This window comes from Streptomyces sp. NPDC047841 (assembly GCF_040704085.1).
Classification (GTDB): domain Bacteria; phylum Actinomycetota; class Actinomycetes; order Streptomycetales; family Streptomycetaceae; genus Streptomyces; species Streptomyces argyrophylli.
Genome location: NZ_JBEYRP010000003.1, coordinates 1 through 24,074, shown reverse-complemented (window position 1 = coordinate 24,074; position 24,074 = coordinate 1). Strand labels below are relative to the sequence as shown.

The window sequence follows — 24,074 nt, the reverse complement described above, 5'->3', positions numbered from 1 at the left end:
GCGCACCCCGCGCCCCGACCGCCCGCCCCCGCACCACCCCGGCACACCCCGAACCGATCCCCGAGGAGACCGACATGGACGAGAACACCCGCTACCAGGTGCTGCGCAACGACGAGGAGCAGTACTCCCTCTGGCCCGCCGACATCGAGGTGCCCGCCGGCTGGGAGCCCGTCGGCAAGGAGGGCACCGAGGCCGAGTGCTCCGCGTACGTCGACGAGGTCTGGACCGACATGCGGCCCAAGAGCCTGCGCGAGCGCATGGAGAACGCCGGCGCCTGACGCCACGCGTCCACCACGACCGACACGCCGGGCCGCCCCCACAGGGCGGCCCGGCACCTCCCCCCACTCCTCCCCCCCCACGCGCCGCCGGTCGCCCGGCACCCGCCGCACCGCATCACTTCCGAGGAGTCCGTCATGACGTCCGTGACCCCCGTCCTGCACACCGAACGCCTGGAGTTCCTCCCCTACCGGCCCGAACACGAGGACGCCTTCGTCGCCCTGCTGCGCGACGAGGAAGTGTGCCGCTGGATGGGCCAGGAACGCGTGCCCGAACAGCAGGTCCGCGAGCTGTTCCGCGCCATCCTCACCGACGTCTACCCGCAGCGCCGCTTCGACGTGTGGGGCCTGTGGCACGCGGGCGTCTACGTCGGCCACGCCGAGGTGAAGCCGACCGGCAACGTCGACGGCCACGAACTCGTCACCGCGCTCGCCCCCGGGCACTGGGGGCGCGGACTGGGCGGCGAGGCGGTCCGCGGGCTGCTCCGCCACGCCGCCGACAACCTCGGACTCACCGAGGCGTACGGCATGGTCGGCGCCGACAACACCGCCAGCCTGGCCATGTGCCGCCGCCTGGGCTTCCGCCATGTCCGCGACGTCGTGGGGGACGACGGCACGGTGACCAAGCTGGTGGTCATCTCCACCAAGGAGCCGGGGGAGCCGGCGTCCGCCGAGGGCGCGGGCGCGGTGACCGCCGCCGAGGATCCCGTGTGAGCCCCGGCGCCACCTGATGCGCCGACGCCGCTTTCGACGGACCGCCGCCGGGAGGCACCCCCGCGTGGCGGTCCGCCGCCGGCCCGGGGCGCCTTCAGCCGCGGGCTGACGGACGGCCGAGGGGGGCGGGGATCACCGCCGCCGGCCGCTTCACGGGACGTGTCCCCGCTCCCGACCGCCTCCGCCCGTCGGCGGTCACCCTTCGCCAGGGGGCCGTGCGGCGTCCGTGCGGCGCGGTCCACAGGGGCTGCGCAGGCGGCTCATACGCGCTGTAATGGCGACGTGGTGAGCGAAGGCGCTGCGATCAGCGGGACGAGAACGGCGCCGGAGCGTGCCGAAGCCGCCCTTGCGTCGCTGATGGCCTCGCCGGCCACCCCCGACCGGCTCCGCCGGGTGCTCGAACAGGCGCTCGTGTTCGCCGGTGCGTCCTTCGTCGGGGTGTACACGCCCGGCCACGACGCCACGGAACTCTGCCTCGCCGAGTCGGCCGGTCTGCCCCGCACCCTGTACGGCCTGCGGGACTGCTACCCGGTCGCCGGCACCTCCCCGGTCGCCGAGACGCACCGCACCGGACTCCCGCGCTGGCTCGGCCCCGCCGAACTGGCCGCCGGCCCGGACTCCCGCCGTACCCCCTCCCCGGACTTCTCCGTGGCCGTCCTGCCGCTCGGCCCGGCGGGCGCCGGCTGTCTGCTGGCCGTCGGAGAGCACCCGGGCGGCTTCGGGACCGACGACCGGACCAGCCTGGAGCTGATCGCCCGTGCCGTGGCCGTACCCGCCCCGGCCGTCGCCCGGGACACCGGCGAGCTGCCCGAGGACGCCTTCAGCCTGATCATGGACACCGGCCGGGTGAAGGTCGGCGAGGCGATCCTGCGGCTGTTCGGCATCGACCGGGAGAGCTTCGACGGCCGCGTGGAGACCCTGCTCGGCCGCACGGTGCCGGAGGATCTGCCCGCGCTGATGTCGGTGGTCGAGGCCGACCACCTGTCCATCGGCGACCGCGAGCTGGAGTTCCGCATCCTGCAGCCCGCCGGGCCGCCCAGGTGGCTGCGGTTGCGCGGCCGGCTGCTGACCGGCGGCGAGGGTCGCTCCGCCCGGCTCGTCGGCACGGTCGCCGACGCCTCCAGCCTGCGCTCCGACGTCACCGACGTCGCCCGCGTGCAGCGCCTCGCCGCCGCCCTCGCCACCGCAGGCACCGTCAAGGACGTCGGCCAGGCCGTCGTGGCCGCCCTGCGCAAACCCCTGCGGGCCGACCGGATCGCCCTGGCCGAACTGGAGAACGACCGGCTGGTCGTCACCGTCCTCGACCCGCCCGAACCCGAGGCCTGGCCCGAGGTGTGGCGCAGCGAGTGGCGCACCGAATGGCCCGACGCGCCGGTGCGCGCCATGCCCACCCTGGCCGCCGCGCTGCGCGAGGGCCGCGCCAGGATCTGGCCCGCCGGCTCACCGCTGGAGCCCGCACTCGCCGAGGTCGGGCCGGGCGGCCTCGCCGTCCTGCCGCTGCCCGCCGGCAGCCGCATGGCCGGCGCCTGCCTGGTCGGCTGGGACCGCCCGCACGACTTCGCGCCCGACGAACGCGCCCTGCTCACCGCCTGCGCCGGCCTGACCGGCCAGGCCCTGCTGCGCGCCCACGCCTTCGACGCCGAGCACGAACTCGTCGGCATGCTCCAGCGCACCCTGCTGCCGCGCCGGCTGCCCCGGCTGCCCGGCGTGGTCGCCGTCGCCCGCTACCTGCCCACCACGGCCGGCCTGGAGGTCGGCGGCGACTGGTACGACGTGATCCCGCTGGCCGACAACCACGTGGCCCTGGTGATCGGCGACGTCCAGGGCCACAACGCGGGCGCCGCGACCCTGATGGGCCAGATGCGCACCGCGCTGCGCGCCTACGCCGCCGAGGGCCACCCCCCGGACGTCGTCGTCGCGCACGCCAACCGGCTGCTGCTGGACATGGAGACCGACCTCTTCGCCACCTGCGCCTACGTCGACGTCGACGTGGAGCAGGGCACCGCCTGGTGCGTCCGCGCCGGGCACGTGCAACCGGTGCTGCGCCACCCGGACGGCACCGCCGAGATCGTCCTGGCGGAGGGCGGCCCGCCGCTGGGGGTGCTCGCCCAGGCCGAGTTCCCGATGACTCCGCTGCGGCTTCAGCCCGGCACCGTGATCGCGCTGACCACCGACGGCCTGGTGGAGTCCTCGGACACCGACCTCGACGCCGGCATGGACCGGCTGGCCCGCGAACTGGCCGCCGCCGACCCCGGCCACCTCGGCCTGGTCGCCGACGCCCTGCTCACCGGCGCGCACCGCGACGACGACGTGGCGCTGCTGCTCATGCGCTACGACGGACTGGCCGTACGCCCGCTCCGGGAGAGCTGGACGGTGTGGCGGGTGCCGGAGGCGGTCCGGCACGCCCGCCGCTTCACCCGGCGCACCCTGCGCGCCTGGGGCCTGCCCCGCGACACGGTCGACGCGGCCCTGCTGGTCGTGTCCGAGCTCGTCACCAACGCCCTGGTGCACACCGGCGGCCAGGTGCGGCTCGACCTCAGCCTGGTCAGCCACCGGCTGCGGCTCGCCGTCGCCGACACCTCCCCGCGCAGCCCCGTCAAGCCCACCAGCATCGGCTGGGAGGCCACCGGCGGCCGGGGCATCCTGCTGGTGGAAGCGGTGTCGGCGGCCTGGGGCACGGTCCCGGTCAGCGGCGGCAAACAGGTCTGGGCGGACCTCGTACCCGGCCGCTGACCCGCCACTCGGGTACGGGTGGCGGCGATCCCGGCAGGTCGCGGCGGGCCCGCGGCCCGCACCTGCCTAGGGTCGGTTGGCGTGTCGCACACCTTCGAAGAACTGGTCGCCAAGCAGCGCGCGGCCGCCGCAGCCCACGCCCAGGTGCAGGAACTGCGGGAAACCTACGGTCCGCCGGCCGAGCGGCGGATGACCGGCGTCCAGTCGGGCACCTACGAGACCGCCCTGCGGGCCTGGCGGGACCTCGCCCGCGAAGTGCAGACGGCGGTGAGCGAGTACGCCCGGCAGACCGGCCGGCCACGGGCCGAGGTCGAGGCGGAGGTGGAACGCGCGGCGACGGAGGAAACGGACTGATCCACAGCCGGGTCTCGTGGTGACCTGCGGCCGTACCTGCCCAGGGCCCGCGGCCGCATCGCCCACGACCCACGGCCCCACCTGGCCGTGGCCCACAGTCCCACCTGGCGAAGATCCCCGTCCGCACCTGCCCGCGACCCACGGCCGCTCCCAGTCAAGACCCTGCGCCGCACCCGCCCGTGACCCACCGGCGGCCCGGTCCCGGCCGGACGGGGCCGTCGGACCGGCCGCCCGTTCGTGTGGGTGCGCGCATCCGTCGCGCCGCGCCGGGTACCCGGCGGACATGAACAATGCCATGTACGAAGCGGCCACGGGCGCCCAGGTCTTCGGTTACGCCCTGATCCTGATCGCCGGAGTGGCCTGCGTCGCGGGACTCATCTGGGCCTTCCGGCTGGGCTTCAAGGTGCGCGAGCGGGAGCCGGCACCGCCGCGGCCCGAGGAGCAGCCGAAGCTGCCGCCGTCCGGGCCGGTGTACGAGACCCGCGAGGTCCGTGAGCCCGACGAGGTGCCCCGGGCCGCCGGCGAGGGCGAGCGCCTCACCCCCCACCAGCTCGGCAACGTCGGCACCAAGCGCGCCGACGACCAGCGCCGCCCCCGCTGGTCGCCCGGGTCCAGCGGATCCTTCGGCGGTGGCGGAGGCGGTCGTACCTGACCCGGCGGCCGTGCCCGACCCGGTGCGCGGCGCCGCCGTGTTTGCGGGCCGCCCGGCCCGGGGACCCGGCCGGGCACACAGCCCACCCCGGGCCCGGGCGGTCCGGCGAACGGTGCCCGCGGCGAGCGGGACGCAGAAGGAAGATGAACGACGTGACCGCGCATGCCAGCGAGAAACCAGCCATACCCGACGCGGAGACGGGCTGGGCCCAGGCCCGCCGCCGACGGAACCGGGGAGTGCGCACCTGCGTGCCCGCCGTCCTGGACCGCGCCTCCGCGCAGCGGCAGGGCCCGGGCCCCGAGGACAACATCGTGCGCGGCGAGGACTGAACCCCCAGTGGGGAGGAGAGCAGGCGCTCCGCGGTCATACTCCCGGTCATGAACCTGCTCGTCACCGGCGCCGCCGGCTTCATCGGCTCCCACTACGTCCGCGGGCTCCTCGCCGACGACGCGCCGGACGCACCCCGCGTCACCGTGCTCGACAAGCTCACCTACGCGGGCACGCTCACCAACCTCCCCGTCGGCCACCCCCGGCTGGACTTCGTGCACGGGGACGTCTGTGACGCCGGCCTGGTCGGCGAACTGATGGCGGACGCCGACCAGGTGGTGCACTTCGCCGCGGAGTCGCACGTCGACCGGTCGATCGAGGAGGCCGGGGAGTTCGTCCGCACCAATGTGCTCGGCACCCAGACCCTGCTGGACGCGGCCCTGCGGCACGGCACCGGCCCGTTCGTGCACGTCTCCACCGACGAGGTCTACGGCTCCCTGAGCAGCGGCTCCTGGTCCGAGACCCAGCCGCTCGCGCCGAACTCGCCGTACGCCGCGTCGAAGGCCGCCGCCGATCTCATCGCCCTCGCCCACCACCGCACCCACGGCCTGGACGTCCGGATCACCCGCTGCTCCAACAACTACGGGCCGCGCCAGTTCCCCGAGAAGGTGATCCCGCTCTTCGTGACCAACCTCCTCGACGGCCAGCCGGTCCCGCTGTACGGCGACGGGAACCACGTCCGCGACTGGCTGCACGTCGACGACCACTGCCGCGGCATCGACCTGGTCCGCACGCAGGGCCGCCCCGGCGAGGTCTACCACCTCGGCGGCGGCACGGAGCTGACCAACAAGGAGCTGACCGGCCTGCTGCTGGAGGCGTGCGGGGCGGGCTGGGAGCACGTGGTGCACGTGCCCGACCGCAAGGGCCACGACCTGCGCTACTCGCTCGACTGGAGCAAGGCCCGCGACGAACTCGGCTACCGGCCGCGCCGCGACTTCACCACGGGCCTCGCCGAGACGGTCGCCTGGTACCGCGCCCACCGGTCCTGGTGGGAGCCGCTCAAGCGGCGCACCGCCCGCTGAGCGGGCAGTGCGCCGCGGCCCTCGCCCCGGCCGGGGGACGGCGCCCGGCCCGGCGGTCAGGCGTGGGTCTTGGCCAGCAGTTCCAGGATCTCGTCCGTCGTGCCGGACTCGCCGAGCCGCGGGAAGATGCGCTCGACGCTGTTCGCGTGCGCCTCCGCGTCCGCGTCGGCCATGGCGTCCGTGGCGAGGGTGACGTGGTAGCCGTGCGCGTAGGCGTCGCGGGCGGTGGACTCCACGCCGATGCTGGTGGCGATGCCGGTCAGCACGATCTGCGTGATGCCCCGGCGGCGGAGCTGGACGTCCAGGTCGGTGCCGTGGAAGGCGCTCCAGTTGTGCTTGGTGACACGGATGTCGCCGGGGTGCCCGGACAGGTCGTCGACGACGACGTCCCAGCCCTCCGGGAAGGCGAGCCCGCGCGGCTGGCGCTCGGTGCGGCCGGGAACGGCGTCCGCCCCGTCCGGCGCGAAGGAGACCCGCACCAGGACCACGGGCAGCCCGTGCGAGCGGAAGGCGTCGGCGAGCGCGGACGTGCGGGAGACGACCTCGGCGCCCGGGTACGGCTGGGTGGGCATGGCCACGATGCCGTTCTGGAGGTCGATCGCGACGAGGGCGGTACGGGGGTCGAGCGTGGTGAGCGACATGGGTCGGTCAGGCCTTTCGGGTGTCTCGGGTGGCCGGCCGGCCGAGGGACCGGTCGGGCAGGATCGTCGCCAGCAGCAGTGCGGAGCCGGCGAGCATGAACAGGGCCAGGCCGTGCAGCCCGGCCGTGTCGGCGCGGTGCGGGTAGAACGCCGCGGTGGCGGCGGACGCGCCCAGCGCGCCGAGGTACGTGAAGGTCCGCAGCAGCCCGGCCGCGGAGGCGATCCGCTCCGGCTCGGCCTGCCGGTACAGCGCGTTCTGCGTGGCCAGGCCGATCAGCCCCTGCGGGACGCCGAGCAGCACACCGACCGCGAGCAGCAGCCAGAACGGGCTGCGGTCGCCGATCACGAGCAGCACCGCGCAGCCCACGAGCTGGAGGACGGAAGCGGTGAGCAGTTTGGCGCGCACCGCCTCGCGGCGCCCGGTCAGCGCGGAGGCGGTGAGCGCCGCCGCCGACAGCGGCAGCAGCGTGAGCCCGGCCGTTGAGGCGCCGAGCCCGCGGCCCTGCTCCAGCCACTGCGTGTAGCCGTACATGAAGGCGTAGGCGGTGGTGTAGCCGAGCAGCTGGCGCACGTAGGTGGCGAGCAGCGGGCCGTTGCCGCCGAGGACGCGCAGGTCGATGAACGGGTCCGGCGTCCGCAGCTCGCGCAGCGCGAAGCCGGCGGCGGCCGCGGCGGACAGCACCGGCAGGTACCAGCGGCCGGTCCGCGGCTCCATCAGGAACAGCATCAGCGCGACGAGCAGGACGGCGAACAGCGCCATGCCGGGCACGTCCAGGCCGCGCCGCCGGGTCACGGACCGGGGCAGCCGCAGCGCGCCGAGCACCAGACAGGCCGCCGACAGCGGCACGTTGACGGTGAACACGGCCCGCCAGCCGCCCAGTTGGATCAGCAGCCCGCCGAGCGCGGGCCCGACGACGGCGACCGTCTGGTTGGCCACGGCGAGCGCGGTCAGCACGCCCGCCGGGCTGTCCTGCCCGGTGCGTTCCGCCTCGGCGCGGGTCAGCCGCATCGCCGCCGGGTACGCCGCCGACGTGCCGAGGCCCAGCAGTACGCGGGCCGCGATCAGCACGCCGAGCGAGGGGGCGAGCGCGCCGAGCAGACCGGCGACGCCGACCAGGGCCGTACCGGCGAGGTAGAGCCGGCGCGGGCCGTACATGTCCACCAGGCGGCCGATGACGGGCTGGCCGACGGCGGTGGCCACGTAGAGCGCCGAGACCAGCCACACCGTCTCGGCGGGCGGGGCGCCGAACGCCACGCCGATCGGCACGAGCGTCACGGCGATCATCGAGGAGTTGACCGGGTTCAGGACCGAGCCGAGGATCATCGGCGGGATGAGCCGGCGGTCGAACCCGGCGGGGGAGGGGCCGGCGGCCCGGCTGCGGGCGGTGAGCCTCGGTATCACGGCCGGGACAGCCGTTCCATCAGCTCCAGCGCCGCGAGGACGGTCTGCCGCTCCTCCTCGGTGTAGCGGTCCTGGAAGGCGCGGGCCAGCCACTCCTCGCGCACCTGCCGGTTGCCCTCGACGCGGGCCCGGCCGGCGTCGGTCAGGGTGACCAGCTGGCGGCGGCCGTCGTCGGGGTCCGGGGCACGGCGGACCAGCCCGTGCTGCTCCAGGGCGGCCAGCGTGGTGGCCATGGACTGCGGGCGCACCCCCTCCGCGGCGGCGAGCGCGCTCGCGGTGGCCGCGCCGTGCTTGCCGACCAGGGTGAGCGCCGACTCCTGCGACGGGCTGAGGTCGGCGTCCCGCGCCACCTCGCGGATACGGCGCCGCAGCCTGCTGAACACCACGCGCAGGTCGCGTGCGGCGCGGGCGGCGGAGTCGGAGATGTCAGCCATGCCGCCAGACTAGGACCGACAGCGCAGACTGTCCAGTTGGAACTGTTCAGTTTTGCCTGTCTGTTTGTCGGGGTACTCGCCGGGCCTCGGACAGCGCGGCGGCCCGGCACCACGCCGCGCGCACGGAGCGAAGCGAGGAGCGCACATGACCCCTCCGGACAGGTCCGGCCTGGAGGCGGCCCTATGCGCCGAGGTGGACGGCGAAGTCCGCTTCGACGCGGGCAGCCGCGGCGCCTACGTCACGGACGGTTCGAACTACCGGCAGGTCCCGCTGGGCGTCGTCGTACCCCGCACCGTGGAGGCGGGCGCCCGGGCGGTCTCGGTGTGCGCGCGCTTCGACGCCCCCGTCCTCTCCCGGGGCGGCGGCACCAGCCTGGCCGGACAGACCACCAACACCGCCGTGGTGATCGACTGGAGCAAGTACTGCACCGGTGTGCTCTCCGTCGACCCCGAACGGCGCACCTGCGTGGTGGAACCGGGCATCGTCCTGGACGAACTCAACCGGTACCTCGCCCGCCACCAGCTCCAGTTCGGCCCCAAACCGTCCACCCACAGCCACTGCGCGATCGGCGGCATGATCGGCAACAACTCCTGCGGCGCCTCCGCGCAGGCCTACGGCAAGACCGTCGACAACGTCCGGCGCCTGGAGATCCTCACCTACGACGGACAGCGCGCCTGGGTCGGCCCCACCCCGCCCGGCGAACGCGCCCGGATCACCGCCGACGGCGGCCGGCTCGGCGAGATCTACGCCGGCCTCGAACGCATCGCCACCGAGTACCTGGCCGACATCCGCCGCGGCTACCCCAAGATCCCCCGCCGCGTCTCCGGCTACAACCTGGACTCCCTGCTGCCCGAGAACGGCTTCGACGTCGCCAAGGCGCTCGTCGGCAGCGAGGGCACCCTGGTGACCGTCCTGCGCGCCGAACTCGACCTCGTGCCCGTGCCGCCGTACCAGTCGCTGCTCGTCCTCGGCTACGACGACATCTGCGCCGCCGGCGACGACGTCTCCCGCCTGCTGGAGCACTGCTCGCCCAGCCAGCTGGAGGCCCTGGACGGACGCATGGCCCAGCTGATGCGCGAGGAGGGCGCCTACCTGGACTCCCTCGCCATCCTTCCCGAGGGCGACAGCTGGCTGATGGTGCAGTACAGCGGCGACAGCCAGGAGGACGTCGACGAGCAGGCGCACGCGCTGCTGCGGGCCATCGGCCGCGACGAGAAGGACGCCAACGTCGCCTTCTCCGACCACCCCGAACGCGAGCAGAAGATGCTCAGGGCCCGCGAGGCGGGACTCGGCGTGACCGCGCGCCCGCCGGACGGCCGGGAGACCTGGGAGGGCTGGGAGGACTCCGCCGTACCGCCCGAACGGCTCGGCGACTACCTGCGCGACCTGAAGGACCTGTTCACCGAGTTCGACTACGGCCACCCGTCCCTGTACGGGCACTTCGGCCAGGGCTGCGTGCACACCCGCATCCCCTTCGGACTGCGCAACGCCCAGGGCGTGGCCGGCTTCCGGCGGTTCGTGGAGCGGGCCGCCGATCTCGTCGCCTCCTACGGCGGCTCCCTCTCCGGCGAGCACGGCGACGGCCAGTCCCGGGGCGAACTGCTCACCCGGATGTTCGGTGAACGGCTCGTCACCGCGTTCGGCGAACTGAAGGCCCTCTTCGACCCCGGCAACCGGATGAACCCCGGCAAGGTCGTCCACCCCCACCCCGTCGACGGACAGCTGAGGCTCGGACCCACCTGGCGGCCCGCCACCCCGCAGACCCACTTCGGCTACCCCGAGGACGACCACTCCTTCAACCGCGCGGTGATGCGCTGCGTCGGCATCGGCAACTGCCGCGGCCACTCCGGCGGCGTCATGTGCCCCTCCTACCGGGCCACCAGGGAGGAGGAACACTCCACCCGCGGCCGGGCCCGGCTGCTGTTCGAGATGCTCGACGGGCACGCCGACTCCGCCGTGAAGGACGGCTGGCGCTCCACCGCCGTACACGACGCCCTCGACCTCTGCCTGGCCTGCAAGGGCTGCAAGTCCGACTGCCCGACCGGTGTCGACATGGCCACCCTCAAGGCCGAGTTCATGTCCCACCACTACGAGGGGCGGCTGCGCCCCATGGCCCACTACTCCATGGGCTGGCTGCCGCTCTGGGCCCGGCTGTCCCGGACCGCTCCCTCCCTGGTCAACTCCGCGCTGCACGCGCCCGGCCTCGCGGCGCTGGGCAAGCGGCTCGCCGGGATCGACGAGGCCCGCCAGGCCCCGGTGTTCGCCGACCAGTCCTTCCTCCAGTGGTGGCGGGCCCGCGGCCGGGACGAGCCCGACCCGGCCGACCCGCGCACCGTCGTGCTCTGGCCCGACACCTTCAGCACCTACTTCCACCCCGCGATCGCGATCTCCGCCGTACGGGTCCTGGAGGACGCCGGCTTCCGGATCGCCGTTCCGTCCGAGCCGGTGTGCTGCGGCCTGACCTGGATCTCCACCGGACAACTGCCCACCGCCAAACGGGTGCTGCGAAACACCCTCGACGTGCTGCGCCCCTACCTGACCGCCGGCACCCCGGTGATCGGCCTGGAGCCCTCCTGCACGGCCGTCTTCCGCGCCGACGCCCCCGAGCTGATGCCCGGCGACCAGGACGTGGAACGGCTCGCCGCCCAGACGCGCACCTTCGCCGAACAGCTCGTCCACCACGCCCCCGACGGCTGGCGGCCCCCGCGGCTCGCCCGGCAGGCGACCGTGCAGACCCACTGCCACCAGCACGCCATCATGAAGTTCGACGCCGACCGGGAACTGATGCGCCGCGCCCACCTCGACGCCGAGGTGCTCGACGAGGGCTGCTGCGGCCTGGCCGGCAACTTCGGCTTCGAGCGCGGCCACCACGAGGTGTCCATGGCCGTCGCGGAACTGGGCGTCCTGCCCGCCGTGCGCGGTGCCGCCCCGGACAGCCTGGTCCTCGCCGACGGCTTCAGCTGCCGCACCCAGATCGAGCAGGGCAGCACCGGCCGCCGCGCCCTGCACCTAGCCGAGGTCCTCGCGCTCGCCCTCGACGGCAACCTGCCCGGCGACCACCCGGAGCGGCTCGCCGACCGCCCCGCCGAACCGTCCCGCACGGCCTGCTGGGCGACGACCGCCTCCCTGGCCGCCCTCTCCCTGGGCGCCGTGGCCGGACTGCGGCGGCTGAGGAGGTGACAGGAGGTGACCACAATCGGCCGGCCGGCCGCCGGGGCCCCGGACACCGCCGTCCCCGCCGTGCCCACCGGCACACCCTGTCCCGTCCCGGCCCCCGTGGAGGAACGGGCGGCGCCCCACCGGGCGGACCGACAGACACCGCGTACGCAGGAGGAGAGGAACATGCCCCCCACCGTCGTCATCACCGGCGCCAGCGCCGGCATCGGCCGCGCCACCGCCCGCCTGTACGCCAGGCGCGGCGCCGACGTCGTCCTGGTCGCGCGCGGCGAGGGCGGCCTGGAGGCGGCGGCCGACGAGGTCGCGGCGCTCGGCGGTCGGCCGCTGGTACAGCCCGCCGACGTGGCCGACCCGGCCCGGACGGAGGCCGTCGCGGAGGCCGCGGAGAAGGAGTTCGGCCCCATCGACACCTGGATCAACTGCGCCTTCGCCAGCGTGTTCGCGCCGTTCGAGGAGATCACCCCCGAGGAGTACCGGCGGATCACCGAGGTGACCTACCTCGGCTTCGTCAACGGCACCCGCTCCGCCCTGAAGCGGATGCTCCCGCGCGACCAGGGCACGATCGTGCAGGTCGGCTCCGCGCTCGGGGAACGGTCGATCCCCTTGCAGTCGGCGTACTGCGGAGCCAAGCACGCCATCAACGGTTTCACCTCCTCCCTGCGCACGGAACTGCTGCACCGCGGCAGCAACGTGCGCGTCACCGTCGCCCAGATGCCCGCCGTCAACACGCCCCAGTTCGAATGGGTCCGCTCCCGCCTCGCCAGGCACCCCATGCCGGTCCCGCCGATCTACCAGCCCGAGGTGGCCGCACGGGGCGTGCTGTACGCCGCCGACCACCCGGGCCGCAAGCAGTACTACGTCGGCGCGTCCACCGTCGCCACCATCTGGGCCAACCGGTTCGTCCCGGCGCTGCTCGACCGCTACCTGGCCCGCACCGGCTTCGACTCCCAGCTGACCGACCGCATCCCGCCCGCCGGCCTGGACAACCTCTTCGAACCGGTGGACCGCGAACCCGCCGACGACCAGGGCGCCCACGGCTCCTTCGACGACACCGCCCACGCCCGCTCCTGGCAGGAGACCCTGGTCCGGCACCCCGCCGCCACCACCCTCGGCGCGGGCGTCGCCCTGCTGGGCACCGTACGCGGCATCCGCCGCCTGACCTCCTCCTCCGCATAAGCTGGCGAGGTGCGCCTCCTGCTCATGTCCGACACGCACCTGCCCAAGCGCGCCAAGGCGCTGCCGGAACAGCTGCTCGCCGAACTCCCGCGCGCGGACGTCGTGTTCCACGCCGGGGACTGGGTCGACACCGCCACCCTCGACCTGCTGGAGAGCCGCAGCCGCCGGCTGGTCGGTGTGTACGGCAACAACGACGGCCCCGCACTGCGCGCCCGGCTCCCCGAGGTGGCCCACGCCGACCTGGGCGGCCTGCGCTTCGGGGTCGTCCACGAGACGGGCCCCGCCCAGGGCCGCGAGGCCCGCTGCGCCGCCCGCTTCCCCGACCTGGACGTCCTGGTCTTCGGGCACAGCCACATCCCCTGGGACACCACCGCCCCCGGCGGCCTGCGGCTGCTCAACCCCGGTTCCCCGACGGACCGCCGCCGCCAGCCCCACTGCACGTACCTCACGGCCACGGTCGCCGAAGGAGCCCTCACCGAGGTGACCCTGCACCGGCTGCCGCGACGGTAGCCGCCGGAAGCGGGGACGCGGGGGTCTCCGCGGGCGGCACCGGTCCGGGCCTTCCGTGATCCCGGCCCGCGGCGGCGCACCGGTGGGCGCGCCCGCCGTGACGGCCCCGCCGGTGATCACCCGCTGTGGCAGGATGCGTCGGTGATCTCCAGCTCAGGCATACCCGCCGTCGTGCCCCCGGGCCGCCTCGCCGAGCCCGGCCAGCCCGTACTGCCGCTGGCCGATGGTCTGGAGCTGCGGCCCTGGCAGTCGGCCGACGCCGACGCGGACGCCCTGCTCGCCGCCGGGCGGGACCCGGACATCAGCAGGTGGAACCTCTTCTCCGTCGCCGACCGCGCGGAGGCAAGGGCCCGGATCGAGCGCCTGCACGCGCGCCGGCGGGCCGAGACCGGAGTCATCTGGGCCATCGCCCCGCACGGCGGCGCGCCCGTCGGCCTCGCCGGACTGAACGACGTCGACCTCGCCGCCGGAACCGCCGAAGTCCTGTACTGGGTGCTGCCCGCGGCGCGCGGAACGGGCCTCGCCGTCCGGGCGGCACGCCGGCTGAGCCGGTGGGCCCTGGACGACCTCGGTCTGCACCGCCTGATCCTGTGCCACTCCGTCGCCAACCCGGCGTCCTGCCGGGTCGCCGAGAAGGCCGGATTCGGCTACGAGGGCACCCAGCGCAGCGCCCTGCTGCACGCCGACGGCTGGCACGACCAGCACCTCCACGCGCGCGTGGCCGGAGACCCCGACTAGGCCCTGTCACCTGAATCCCCCCGGCCGCACGCGGGCGCCCGGCGAGGATCGGCGGTGCCGGGTGGTACCCGTGGTGTCCGGCGCGCTCGCGGGCAGCACCCCTGCGGCGGGCGATACGTCCCGCCTCTCCCGCCGGTTCCCCGTACACCGTCCTCCACGCGGTGGCCGCCGGCTCCGCCGTCCTGTGCGCGGCCACCGCCGCCCTCGCGTCGGCCCTGTTGCCGGGGGCGCTGTCGCCGCGACGGCGGTGAAGGGGGAGCCGCGGGGTGGCCGGCGGTGCTGGTGCCGATCCGGGTGCCAGGCGGGGCACCCCGGCCGGACGCACCCGTCGTGCGCGTCCGCCCAGTCCCGGCAGGACGTTCCCGCCGGCACCAACCGCCGGGCACCGACCGGCAGCACCGCCGGCCCCCGGGACGGTTCATCGTGTCGGCGCCCACCCGGCGCACCCCGGCCGCAGCGGTCACCCCACTCCCCGGGGATGGATCGCCCCCCTCGTCCCGCTCAGCGGTGACCCGGTGCCGCCCCACCTCAGGGCCACGATCTCCGCCGCCACCGACACCGCCACCTCCTCCGGCGTGCGGGCGCCGAGGTCCAGGCCGAGCGGCGAGCGCAGGCGGGACAGTTCCCGGTCGGTCAGGCCCGACTCGATCAGGCGGCGGAGCCGGTCGTCGTGGGTGCGCCGGCTGCCCATCGCCCCGATGTACGCCGCCGGCCGCCGCAACGCCTCCAGCAGCACCGGCACGTCGAACTTCGGGTCATGCGTGAGGACGCAGATCACCGTCCGCTCGTCGGTGTGCGTGCCGCGCAGATAACGGTGCGGCCAGTCCACGACGACCTCCGACCCCGCCGGGAACCGGCGGGGCGTGGCGAACACCGGCCGGGCGTCGCACACGGTGACCCGGTAACCGAGGAAGTCCCCGATCCGGGCCACGGCGGCGGCGTAGTCGATGGCCCCGAACACCAGCATGCGCGGCGGCGGCGCGAAGGACTGGAGGAACACCGTGACGGTGTCCTCGCGACGCTCCCCGTGCGGGCCGTAGTGCCGCAGTCCGGTCACGCCGAGGGCGAGTTCGCCGCGCGCGTCGGCGGCGACGGCCGCGTCGAGCCCCGGGGTCCCCAGGGTGCCGGCGGCCGTGCGGGGCCACACCGCGAGCGTCGACCCGCAGGGCGCCGGCCCGTCGACCACGGTGGCCACGGTGACCGGCTCACCACCCGCGACGGACGCGGCGACCGCGCCGAACGCCGGGTCCCGGGCCGGGGTCACCGGCCGTACCAGCACGGTGATCTCGCCACCGCAGGTGAGCCCGACCGCGAAGGCGTCCTCGTCGCTGTAGCCGAACGTCTCCAGCCGTGCCGCTCCGCTCTCGACGGCCTCCTGGGCCAGCTCGAACACCGCGCCCTCCACGCAGCCGCCGGACACACTGCCGACCACCTCGCCGTCCGGGCCGACCGCCATCGCGGCGCCGGGCCCGCGCGGCGCGCTGCGGCTGACCGCGACGACCGTGGCCAGCCCGAACGGCACACGGGCGGCGTACCACCGGTCCAGCACGGCGAGAATCTCACGCATCGTCGGCTCCTCGGCTCACACCTGCCACGGCACCTGGTTGAACGTTAATCCGTTGGCGGTGAGGCCGCCGCTCTGCTGCACTGCACCGGTCGGCTTCCCGAGAGAACCAGGAGCGATCATGCGCACACCGTCCATGTCCGGCCCGGAAGGAACCACCCACACTCTCAAGGACATGACGCTTCGTGCCATTGCTCAATCTGGGAATCCTCGCCCATGTCGACGCGGGTAAGACGAGCCTGACCGAACGGCTCCTGCACACCGCCGGAGTGATCGACGAGATCGGCAGCGTCGACGCCGGCAGCACCACCACCGACACCCTCGCGCTGGAGCGGCGGCGCGGCATCACCATCAAGTCCGCCGTCGTCTCGTTCCCGCTCGACGGCGTCACCGTCAACCTCATCGACACCCCCGGTCACCCGGACTTCATCGCCGAGGTGGAGCGGGTGCTCGGCGTGCTGGACGGAGCCGTCCTGGTCGTCTCCGCCGTCGAAGGCGTCCAGGCGCAGACCCGGGTGCTGATGCGCACCCTGCGCCGGCTGCGCCTTCCGACCCTGGTCTTCGTCAACAAGATCGACCGGCGCGGCGCCCGGGACACGGCGGTGCTCCGCCAGTTGGCCCAGCGGCTCGCCGTACCGCTCGTCCCCATGGGGACCGCCGCCGGACTCGGCACGCGTGCCGCCCGCTTCCTGCCCGGCCTCGGCCCGGCAGCGCTGGAGGCACTGGCGGACCAGGACGACGTCCTGCTCGCCGCCTTCCTCGACGGCGCGGTCCCCGAGGCCCGGCTGCGCGGCGCGCTCGCGGCACAGACCCGCGACGGCTCCGTCCACCCGGTGTACTTCGGCTCCGCGATCACGGGCGCGGGCGTGCCCGAGCTGGTCGAGGGCATCCAGCGGCTGCTGCCCACCGCCGCCGGCGACCCGCACGGCCCCCTCTCGGGCACCGTCTTCAAGGTGGAGCGGGGCCCGGCGGGGGAGAAGGTGGCCTATGCCCGCCTCTTCTCCGGCACCCTGCGCGTCCGCGACCGCATCCCCTTCGGCGACGGCGGCAAGGACGCGGGCGGGGAAGTGAACGACCGCCGGGAGCCCACCACCGGCCACGACGCCCACACCACCGGAGCCCGTGCCACCGATGCCCGCGCGAGCGGCGCCGCCCGCGTCACCGCGCTCTCCGTCTTCGACCACGGCACGGACATCCGCGCGGACAGCGCCGGGGCGGGGCGGATCGTCAAGGTGTGGGGCCTCGGCGGCATCCGGATCGGTGACGCGCTGGGCACGCCGGGACGGTCGTACGAGCACCACTTCGCGCCGCCCACCCTGGAGACGGTCGTCGTACCCGGCCCCGGCACGGACCGCCGCTCCCTGCACCTCGCGCTCACCCAGCTGGCCGAACAGGACCCGCTCATCGGCGTCCGCCACGACGGGCCGCGCGGGGAGACCTCCGTGTCCCTCTACGGCGAGGTGCAGAAGGAGGTCGTCCAGGCCACTCTCGCCGAGGAGTACGGCCTGGCCGTCACCTTCCGCGAGACGACGACCCTGTGCGTCGAGCGCCCGGCCGGCACCGGGCACGCCGTCGAGTTCGACAAGAAGGACGCCAACCCCTTCCTCGCCACGGTCGGCCTGCGCGTCGACCCCGCCCCGCCCGGCACGGGCGTGGCGTTCCGGCTGGAGGTGGAGCTGGGCTCGATGCCGTACGCCTTCTTCAAGGCGGTTGAGGACACCGTCCGGGAGACGCTCGGCCAGGGGCTGCACGGCTGGCAGGTCATCGACTGCGCGGTCACCATGACCCACTGCGGCTACTCGCCCCGGCAGAGCCACGCGCACCAGGGTTTCGACAAGAGCATGTCGAGCACGGGTTACGACTTCCGGGGCCTGACCCCGCTGGTCCTGACCGAGGCGCTGCGCCGGGCCGGCACCCTGGTGCACGAGCCGGCGCACCGCTTCCGCCTGGAGGCGCCGGCCGACACCCTCGGCGCGCTGCTGCCGGTGCTGGCCGGGCTCGGCGCCGTGCCCGAGGCCACCGGCACGCACGGGACCACCTGTGTCCTGGAGGGAACCGTGCCGGCCGCCCGGGTGCACGCGCTGGAGCAGCGGCTGCCGGGGCTGACCCGGGGCGAGGGCGAGCTGGAGACGGCCTTCGACCACTACGCGCCGGTCACCCGCGGCACGGTCCCCGAACGTCCGCGCACCGACCACAATCCGCTGAACCGGAAGGAGTACCTGCTGAACGTGACGCGCCGGGCCGGGGAACGAGCCGACCGCCCCGGAGGCTGACCCGCAGTCGGCTCACCGGTCCCTGCCGAACGTGGCGGGACGGGTCGGCTGCGGTCAGTGCGGGCTGCCGGTGCGGCGCTCCGGCGGCGGCACCGCACCCAGCCGGACCGCACCTGCCGGCGTCCTTCCCGGCGGCCGCCACCACGGTCGTCCCCGGCCTCGGCACGGCGTCCGCCCCGCCCGCGTACACCGCCGCCGCCCCGGTCGCCGTGGCCCCGGAGCCGGGCGGCACGGGCAGGCGCCGGCCGCCGCGGACCGACGCGGACTCCGGTGTGCCGCACTACGCGCTGGTCGCCAACGGCGCGACGGCACCCTCCGCGCGCCTGCCGAGCGCGGCGAAGGCCGAGCCGGCCGCGTGGGCGGCGGCGCGCCCGTGACGGCAGGGGTGTGGCCTCCGGAGTGAGTGGGGACGCCCCGGAGGCCACGGCCCGGTGGGGCGTCAGCCCCCGCTGGGGCCGGTCCAGTCGGCCTGGACGTGCCCGAGACGGACGCGCTGCGGATGGTCGCCGACCGGGACCGACGTCACCTTCCTGCCGGTGGCGAAGTCGATCGCCGTCACCTGGTCGGCGCCGCTCTCGGAGACGATGCAGTCCTTGCCGTCCCCGCTGACCGTCGCCCAGTACGGCTTGGACGCCGCGACGAGCGGACCCTCCTGGAGCGAGGCGCGGTCGACCACGGTCGCGTAGTCGTCCATGGTGCCGGCGACGCAGAGCTTGGTGCCCTCGGGGTTCATCGAGATGCCGTGGTGACGCGAGTCGTTGACCCAGGTGGTGCGGTCCTCGCTGGTCGCCGGGTTCTTCGGCAGCGTCTTCATCCGGGTGATCTTGTCCGTGGCGACGTCGTACTCCAGGAAGCCGTTGAAGAACGACACCTGGAAGTACAGCTTGGACTCGTCGGCGGAGAACACGGCCGGGCGGACCGCGTCGGAGAAGTCCTTCAGCCCGAACGCGTCCAGCCGCTGCCGCATGTCGATGACCTTGACCTGCTTGTACGTCGTCGCGTCCACGACGGTGATGTGCCGGTCGCCCTTGGTCCAGTCCCAGCCCGGGCTGTCCAGGTCGGTGTTGACGTCGCCGATGGACATGTTCCAGATGTACTTGCCGTCCTTGGTGAAGATGTTCTCGTGCGGCTTGTCACCGGTCGCGAAGGAGCCGAGCTGCTTGCCGGTGTCGATGTCCAGGACGTGCACGGTGTTCGCGGTCGAGGCGGAGACCGCCACCCGGGTGCCGTCCGGGGAGACCGCCATGTGGTCGGCGCGGTAACCGGCCACCGGGAAGCGCCAGTTGACCTTTCCGGTGGCGAGGTCCAGGGAGACGACGTCCGCGAAACTGGGCCGGGACACCACCACGGACCTGCCGTCGGGCGTGGAGTACATGTCGTCGGCGAACTGGTCGTGGCCCTCGCCGACGCTGTTGCGGATCGCCTGGAAGTAGATCCACTTGATCGGGTCCGCGTTGATCTCGGCCATCCGCGCGGCCTTGTCCGGGATGACGTTGATCCGGCCGATCTTCGCGAAGTCGCCGGAGGAGCGGATCACATCGGCCGTGCCGTCCCAGTTGTTGCCGACGAACAGCACCTCGCGCAGCCCGGCGGGGGCGGCGGAGCTTGCGGAGGCGGCGGTCGCCGGCGCGGCGACGGTCAGGACGAGGGCGGCGGTCACGGAGCACAGGTGCCTGGTTCTGGAGGCAGCCATGACGGCTCTCTTTCCTCGGGGGAATCTGAACACGGGTGCTTTCACAGTGAACTTACTGAAAAGTAAGGAAGGGACGGCCTTCTCGACAAGATGTGTGCACGACAAGATTGAGGGAGCGGCGGAAGGACCGAGGGGGACGCGTGGAAGGCAGGCTCAGGGCGCCGACGGGGCGCTACGGCGGACGGTCCGCCGAGGAACGGCAGGCCGAGCGCCGCCGCCGCTTCCTGGACGCGGCACTGGGGCTGTTCGGCGACACCCCCGGCTACCGGGGCACCACGGTCGCCGCGCTGAGCCAGGCCGCCGGCCTGTCCACGCGCCAGTTCTACGAGGAGTTCCGCACGCTGGAGGACGTGCTCGCCGCCCTCCACCTCCAGGTCAACGGCTGGGCCGAACAGGCCGTCCTGGACGCGCTCGCCGCCGCGGAGGGGCTGCCGCTCGCCCAACGCGCCACCGTGCTCTTCCGGGCCTACGCCCACGGCGTCACCCGTGACCCGCGCCGCATCCGCATCGCCTTCGTGGAGATCGTCGGCGTCAGCCCCCGGCTGGAGGAGCAGCGCCTGGCCCGCCGCGCCCGCTGGATCGACCTCATCCGCGCCGAGGCGGACGCGGCCGTCGCCCGCGGGGAGGCGGCGCCGCGCGACTACCGCCTCGCGGCCACGGCCTTCATCGGCAGCGTCAACGGCCTGCTGCACGACTGGAGCGCCGGCTGGGTGGACGCCACACTGGACGAGGTGGTGGACGAACTGGTGCGGCTGCTGCTCGGCATGCTCCGTCCGGAGGGCTGGCGCCCCGGGAGCCCCTGAAGCGCGAGCGCCCCGGGCCGGGTGGCGCGGGCCGGCGGGGGCGCGGTCGGTTCGGCGCGCGGGATCGGGCCGAAGCTGCTCTGCTGGCTCTGAGGACGCCGCCGTACCCGTTCCCGGAGAGAGCCATGAGCACCTATCGAGCCGCACAGGTCACCGCTCCGAACGGCACCTTCGAGCTGGTCGAACGCGAGGTCCGGCCGCCCGGGCCGGGCCAGGTCGGGATCGCCGTGGAAGCGTGCGGCGTCTGCCACAGCGACGCTCTCTTCGTGAGCGGCGGGCTACCGGGCGTGTCGTTCCCGGAGGTACCCGGGCACGAGATCGCCGGGCGCCTGGAGGAACTCGGCGAGGGCGTGCGGGAACGGGGCTGGCAGGAGGGCGACCGGGTGGCCGTCGGCTGGTTCGGCGGCAGCTGCGGGCACTGCCGGCCCTGCCGCGAGGGCGACTTCATCGTGTGCCCGAACCTGAAGGTCCCCGGCTGGGCCTACGACGGCGGCTTCGGCGAGAAGGTGATCGCCCCCGTCGACGCCCTGGCCCGGATCCCCGAAGCGCTCTCCGCGAGCGACGCCGGACCGATGGCCTGCGCGGGCGTGACCACGTACAACGGGCTGCGGCGCAGCTCGGCACGGCCCGGGGACCTGGTCGCGGTGCTCGGGATCGGCGGTCTCGGCCACCTCGGCGTGCAGTACGCGGTGGCCATGGGCTTCGAGACCGTGGCGATCGCGCGGGGCGCGGCGAAGGCCGGCTTCGCGGAGCAACTGGGCGCCCACCACTACGTCGACAGCACCTCCGGCACCCCGGTCGCCGAGGCGCTCAAGTCCCTCGGCGGCGCCAAGGTCGTCCTGGCCACCGCGGGGCACTCCGAGGCCATCACGGCCACCGTGGACGGCCTGGCCCCCCGCTGCGAACTGGTGGTCATCGGCGCGGACACCGCGCCCCTCGGCATCAGCCCGGCCCAGTTGCTCATGGCCGGCCGCGTGGTGCGCGGCCACCCGTCCGGTACCTCGCGGGACGTGGAGGACACCATGGCCTTCAGCGCCCTGCACGGCATCCGCCCCCTGACCGAGAACGTGCCGCTGGACGACGCGGACGAGGCGTACCAGAAGATGCTGTCCGGCAAAGCCCGCTTCCGGATGGTGCTCACCACCTGACGGGCCGGCGCCGGCCCGTCACCCGGTCAGCCCGTCCAGCGCGGCGAGCACGGGCGCGGCGCCGTCCTCGTCCCGGACCCGCGCGCCCAGGGCGGCGGCGCGCCGCCGGTACGACGGGTCCCGGGTGGCCCGCAGCAGCGCCGCGGACAGCGCCTCCACGGTCAGGCGGCGCAGCGGTACGACGGCCGGGGCGACGCCCAGGGCGACCAGCCGGGCCGACCAGAAGCCCGCGTCGAACTGGACCGGGACCGGCACCGCCGGCACCCCGGCGCGCAGCCCGGCCGCCGTGGTGCCCGCGCCCGCGTGATGGACCACGGCGGCCATGCGGGGGAAGAGCAGCGCGTGCGGTACCTCGTCCACGGTCAGCATGTCGTCCCCGTCGGCCGCGAGCCCGCCCCAGCCGCGCTGGACCACCCCGCGCAGCCCGGCGCGGCGCAGCGCCGCCACCACCCGCGCGCTGAGCCGCCCGGGGTCCGGCACGGTGGCGCTGCCCAGCCCGACGAACACCGGCGGCGGCCCGGCGTCGAGGAACTCCAGCACCGCGTCCGGGAGTTGTGCCCGGGTGTCGTACGGCCACCAGTAACCGCCCACCTCCAGACCCGCCCGCCAGTCCCCGGGCCGGGGCACCACCAGGGGACTGAAGCCGTGGTGCACCGGCCAGAGCCGTCGCTCCCGGGCCCGCCGCGCGGCACCGGGCCGCAGCGGGGGCAGGCCGAGCCGCTTGCGCAGGGCCGGCACGGCGCCGGCGAACACGTGCTCCACGGCCAGGCCGACCCCGTGCCCGGCGAGCAGGTTGACCGGTCCGCCCCAGGAGTCGCCGCCGAGCACCGGCGGGGCGAACTCGCGCGTGGGGGCGAGGGGTTGCAGATAGACACCGAGGCTCGGCACACGCAGCCCCTCCGCGATGGTGTGACCGAGCGGGGCCAGGGAGGAGGACAGCAGCAGCACGTCGCTGTCCCGCGCCGCGCCCAGCAGGTCCTCGGTGAGCCGGCCGACGAGGCGCCGCGCCAGGTCCACCACCCGCAGCAGCTTCCCCGGGCCGCTGGCGCTGCGGTGCAGACCCCGGCCGCGCGGGGACCGCAGTTCCGCCAGTGGGTCCACCGGCAGCGCGTGGAACCGCACCCCGGAGCCGGCCGCCAGCGGGGCGAAGCGGCCGTGCGTGACCAGGGTGACCTCGTGCCCGGCCAGCGCCAGCCGGTGCCCGAGCCCGGTGTAGGGGGCGGCATCGCCCCGGGATCCCGCCGTCATGATGGCAACGCGCACGACGGACAGTATGGCCGGTCGGCACGGTCGGCGGGCGCGACGCGACCACATCGGCACCGGCGGCGGCACCCCCGTGCGGACCCTGCGCAGGCCGCGCCGGCCGGGAGCGGTCCCGCACCTGACGGCCGGTGCTACACGGCGGCGAACACCACCACCAGCAGCACCGCCGCCGCGAGCACCGCGCAGCCCAGCACGCAGCAGGCCAGCAGCCGGCGGCGCAGCGCCCGGTAGCGCGACTCGTACGCCTGCCGCAGCTCCCGAGCGCGCTCGGCCGTGCGGTGCCACGAGAGCCGGGCCAGCGCGAGGTACTCGGCCTCGAACTGCCCTTGCACGTCCTCCCGTTGGCTGTCGGTGAGCCAGCCGAGCCGGGAACTGAGGCGTACGGCGGCGGTACGGCCCTCCTCCCGTGCGGCGGCCAGCAGCAGATGGCCCTCGATCTGCCGGACGAGGTCCCGCTCGTCGTGGGCCGTCACCGCGCGGTCAACTCCCGCTCCGGCGACGGGACGCCGGGGTGGTGCAGGTCGAACGCCGGGGACTCGCTGCGGATGCGGGGCAGGGTGACGAAGTTGTGCCGGGGCGGCGGGCAGGAGGTCGCCCACTCCAGCGAACGGCCGTAGCCCCACGGGTCGTCGGTCTCGACCGGCTCGCCGTACCTGGCCGTCTTCCAGACGTTGTAGAAGAACGGCAGCAAGGAGGAGCCGAGCAGGAACGAGAAGACCGAGGACACCGTGTTGAGCGTGGTGAGCCCCTCGGCCGCGAGGTAGTCCGGGATGCGCCGCTGCATGCCCTCCGCGCCCAGCCAGTGCTGGACCAGGAAGGTGCCGTGGAAGCCGGTGAACAGCGTCCAGAAGGTGATCTTGCCGAGACGCTCGTCGAGCATCTTGCCGGTCCACTTCGGCCACCAGAAGTGGAACCCGGCGAACATCGCGAAGACCACCGTGCCGAAGACCACGTAGTGGAAGTGGGCCACCACGAAGTACGAGTCGGAGACGTGCAGGTCGATCGGCGGGGAGGCGAGCATGACCCCGGTCAGCCCGCCGAAGACGAAGGTGACGAGGAAGCCCATCACCCACAGCATGGGTGTCTCGAAGGACAACGAGCCCTTCCACATCGTGCCGATCCAGTTGAAGAACTTCACACCGGTCGGTACGGCGATCAGGAAGGTCATGAAGGA

23 protein-coding genes are annotated in these 24,074 nt (G+C 74.4%); 15 read left to right on the top strand and 8 right to left on the bottom strand.

What is annotated here, in order from left to right:
* Positions 1-74 precede the first annotated feature (74 nt).
* The 7 genes from AB0947_RS04875 to rfbB all read left to right on the top strand — a co-directional run bounded on the left by AB0947_RS04875 (position 75) and on the right by rfbB (position 6,077).
* The gene (locus AB0947_RS04875; protein WP_171150454.1) at positions 75-278 is read left to right on the top strand and encodes an MbtH family NRPS accessory protein; all 204 of its coding nucleotides are present in this window, start codon (positions 75-77) and stop codon (positions 276-278) included.
* Positions 279-413: 135 nt separating this feature from the next.
* A complete protein-coding gene (locus tag AB0947_RS04870) occupies positions 414-989 on the top strand; it encodes a GNAT family N-acetyltransferase (RefSeq protein WP_366748830.1) in 576 nt (191 codons plus the stop codon).
* Between the two features lie 285 nt (positions 990-1,274).
* The gene (locus AB0947_RS04865) at positions 1,275-3,722 is read left to right on the top strand and encodes a SpoIIE family protein phosphatase (RefSeq protein ID WP_366749172.1); all 2,448 of its coding nucleotides are present in this window, start codon (positions 1,275-1,277) and stop codon (positions 3,720-3,722) included.
* A gap of 81 nt (positions 3,723-3,803) precedes the next feature.
* Positions 3,804-4,076 (top strand): hypothetical protein, encoded by a 273-nt coding sequence (locus AB0947_RS04860; RefSeq protein WP_366748829.1) that lies wholly within the window; start codon positions 3,804-3,806, stop codon positions 4,074-4,076.
* A gap of 295 nt (positions 4,077-4,371) precedes the next feature.
* The gene (locus AB0947_RS04855) at positions 4,372-4,728 is read left to right on the top strand and encodes a DUF6479 family protein (RefSeq protein ID WP_366749171.1); all 357 of its coding nucleotides are present in this window, start codon (positions 4,372-4,374) and stop codon (positions 4,726-4,728) included.
* Positions 4,729-4,880: 152 nt separating this feature from the next.
* Positions 4,881-5,057 (top strand): hypothetical protein, encoded by a 177-nt coding sequence (locus tag AB0947_RS04850; RefSeq protein ID WP_366748828.1) that lies wholly within the window; start codon positions 4,881-4,883, stop codon positions 5,055-5,057.
* Positions 5,058-5,105: 48 nt separating this feature from the next.
* A complete protein-coding gene (gene rfbB, locus AB0947_RS04845; protein ID WP_366748827.1) occupies positions 5,106-6,077 on the top strand; it encodes a dTDP-glucose 4,6-dehydratase in 972 nt (323 codons plus the stop codon).
* Positions 6,078-6,133: 56 nt separating this feature from the next.
* Here the strand turns inward: rfbB and AB0947_RS04840 are convergent, their stop codons facing one another.
* From AB0947_RS04840 to AB0947_RS04830, 3 genes are read right to left on the bottom strand one after another with little or no spacing between them, the layout of a single operon-like run.
* Positions 6,134-6,718, bottom strand: coding sequence for a hydrolase (locus tag AB0947_RS04840; protein ID WP_366748826.1), 585 nt, complete (start codon positions 6,716-6,718; stop codon positions 6,134-6,136).
* A gap of 7 nt (positions 6,719-6,725) precedes the next feature.
* On the bottom strand, positions 6,726-8,120 hold the full coding sequence (locus AB0947_RS04835; protein WP_366748825.1) for an MFS transporter: 1,395 nt from the start codon (positions 8,118-8,120) through the stop codon (positions 6,726-6,728).
* Complete coding sequence (locus AB0947_RS04830; protein WP_366748824.1) at positions 8,117-8,554, bottom strand: MarR family transcriptional regulator; 438 nt, start codon at positions 8,552-8,554, stop codon at positions 8,117-8,119. Before AB0947_RS04830 ends, AB0947_RS04835 begins: the two co-directional genes overlap by 4 nt.
* Before the next feature lie 145 nt (positions 8,555-8,699).
* Here AB0947_RS04830 and AB0947_RS04825 point away from each other — a divergent pair, with 145 nt between their 5' ends.
* From AB0947_RS04825 to AB0947_RS04810, 4 genes are all read left to right on the top strand, one after another.
* Positions 8,700-11,735: an FAD-linked oxidase C-terminal domain-containing protein gene (locus AB0947_RS04825; protein WP_366748823.1), complete on the top strand. Its 3,036-nt coding sequence runs from the start codon at positions 8,700-8,702 to the stop codon at positions 11,733-11,735.
* Positions 11,736-11,897: 162 nt separating this feature from the next.
* On the top strand, positions 11,898-12,908 hold the full coding sequence (locus AB0947_RS04820; RefSeq protein ID WP_366748822.1) for an SDR family oxidoreductase: 1,011 nt from the start codon (positions 11,898-11,900) through the stop codon (positions 12,906-12,908).
* A gap of 9 nt (positions 12,909-12,917) precedes the next feature.
* The gene (locus AB0947_RS04815) at positions 12,918-13,418 is read left to right on the top strand and encodes a metallophosphoesterase (protein WP_366748821.1); all 501 of its coding nucleotides are present in this window, start codon (positions 12,918-12,920) and stop codon (positions 13,416-13,418) included.
* A gap of 141 nt (positions 13,419-13,559) precedes the next feature.
* Positions 13,560-14,156 carry a GNAT family N-acetyltransferase gene (locus tag AB0947_RS04810; protein ID WP_366748820.1) on the top strand — a complete coding sequence of 199 codons (597 nt, stop codon included), beginning with the start codon at positions 13,560-13,562 and terminating at the stop codon, positions 14,154-14,156.
* Between the two features lie 460 nt (positions 14,157-14,616).
* Here the strand turns inward: AB0947_RS04810 and AB0947_RS04805 are convergent, their stop codons facing one another.
* Positions 14,617-15,723, bottom strand: a complete 1,107-nt coding sequence (locus tag AB0947_RS04805; RefSeq protein WP_366748819.1) for an XdhC family protein — start codon at positions 15,721-15,723, stop codon at positions 14,617-14,619.
* Between the two features lie 182 nt (positions 15,724-15,905).
* Between AB0947_RS04805 and AB0947_RS04800 the strand changes: the two genes are divergently transcribed.
* Positions 15,906-17,993, top strand: a complete 2,088-nt coding sequence (locus AB0947_RS04800) for a translation factor GTPase family protein (protein ID WP_366748818.1) — start codon at positions 15,906-15,908, stop codon at positions 17,991-17,993.
* Between the two features lie 209 nt (positions 17,994-18,202).
* The gene (locus AB0947_RS04795; protein ID WP_366748817.1) at positions 18,203-18,370 is read left to right on the top strand and encodes a hypothetical protein; all 168 of its coding nucleotides are present in this window, start codon (positions 18,203-18,205) and stop codon (positions 18,368-18,370) included.
* A 62-nt stretch (positions 18,371-18,432) separates the two neighbouring features.
* On the opposite strand, the gene AB0947_RS04790 is transcribed toward AB0947_RS04795, so the two are convergent.
* A complete protein-coding gene (locus AB0947_RS04790; RefSeq protein ID WP_366748816.1) occupies positions 18,433-19,686 on the bottom strand; it encodes a YncE family protein in 1,254 nt (417 codons plus the stop codon).
* 140 nt (positions 19,687-19,826) lie between these two features.
* On the opposite strand from AB0947_RS04790, the gene AB0947_RS04785 reads away from it, so the two are divergent.
* Both AB0947_RS04785 and AB0947_RS04780 read left to right on the top strand, forming a co-directional pair.
* On the top strand, positions 19,827-20,489 hold the full coding sequence (locus AB0947_RS04785) for a TetR/AcrR family transcriptional regulator (protein WP_366748815.1): 663 nt from the start codon (positions 19,827-19,829) through the stop codon (positions 20,487-20,489).
* Between the two features lie 125 nt (positions 20,490-20,614).
* Positions 20,615-21,637: an alcohol dehydrogenase gene (locus AB0947_RS04780; protein WP_366748814.1), complete on the top strand. Its 1,023-nt coding sequence runs from the start codon at positions 20,615-20,617 to the stop codon at positions 21,635-21,637.
* Positions 21,638-21,655: 18 nt separating this feature from the next.
* On the opposite strand, the gene AB0947_RS04775 is transcribed toward AB0947_RS04780, so the two are convergent.
* From AB0947_RS04775 to AB0947_RS04765, 3 genes are all read right to left on the bottom strand, one after another.
* Complete coding sequence (locus AB0947_RS04775) at positions 21,656-22,885, bottom strand: glycosyltransferase (RefSeq protein WP_366749170.1); 1,230 nt, start codon at positions 22,883-22,885, stop codon at positions 21,656-21,658.
* Between the two features lie 146 nt (positions 22,886-23,031).
* Positions 23,032-23,373: a hypothetical protein gene (locus tag AB0947_RS04770; RefSeq protein WP_366748813.1), complete on the bottom strand. Its 342-nt coding sequence runs from the start codon at positions 23,371-23,373 to the stop codon at positions 23,032-23,034.
* Positions 23,370-24,074: cbb3-type cytochrome c oxidase subunit I (locus AB0947_RS04765; RefSeq protein WP_366748812.1), on the bottom strand; the 705-nt coding region annotated here is incomplete at its 5' end. The genes AB0947_RS04770 and AB0947_RS04765, both read right to left, overlap by 4 nt.

Coding starts and splice junctions, on each gene's coding strand:
- AB0947_RS04805 (WP_366748819.1), bottom strand. CDS start 15,723: ATGCGTGAGATTCTCGCCGTGCTGGACCGGTGGTACGCCGCCCGTGTG.
- AB0947_RS04855 (WP_366749171.1), top strand. CDS start 4,372: ATGTACGAAGCGGCCACGGGCGCCCAGGTCTTCGGTTACGCCCTGATC.
- rfbB (WP_366748827.1), top strand. CDS start 5,106: ATGAACCTGCTCGTCACCGGCGCCGCCGGCTTCATCGGCTCCCACTAC.
- AB0947_RS04790 (WP_366748816.1), bottom strand. CDS start 19,686: ATGGCTGCCTCCAGAACCAGGCACCTGTGCTCCGTGACCGCCGCCCTC.
- AB0947_RS04875 (WP_171150454.1), top strand. CDS start 75: ATGGACGAGAACACCCGCTACCAGGTGCTGCGCAACGACGAGGAGCAG.
- AB0947_RS04830 (WP_366748824.1), bottom strand. CDS start 8,554: ATGGCTGACATCTCCGACTCCGCCGCCCGCGCCGCACGCGACCTGCGC.
- AB0947_RS04870 (WP_366748830.1), top strand. CDS start 414: ATGACGTCCGTGACCCCCGTCCTGCACACCGAACGCCTGGAGTTCCTC.
- AB0947_RS04775 (WP_366749170.1), bottom strand. CDS start 22,885: ATGACGGCGGGATCCCGGGGCGATGCCGCCCCCTACACCGGGCTCGGG.
- AB0947_RS04820 (WP_366748822.1), top strand. CDS start 11,898: ATGCCCCCCACCGTCGTCATCACCGGCGCCAGCGCCGGCATCGGCCGC.
- AB0947_RS04840 (WP_366748826.1), bottom strand. CDS start 6,718: ATGTCGCTCACCACGCTCGACCCCCGTACCGCCCTCGTCGCGATCGAC.
- AB0947_RS04825 (WP_366748823.1), top strand. CDS start 8,700: ATGACCCCTCCGGACAGGTCCGGCCTGGAGGCGGCCCTATGCGCCGAG.
- AB0947_RS04780 (WP_366748814.1), top strand. CDS start 20,615: ATGAGCACCTATCGAGCCGCACAGGTCACCGCTCCGAACGGCACCTTC.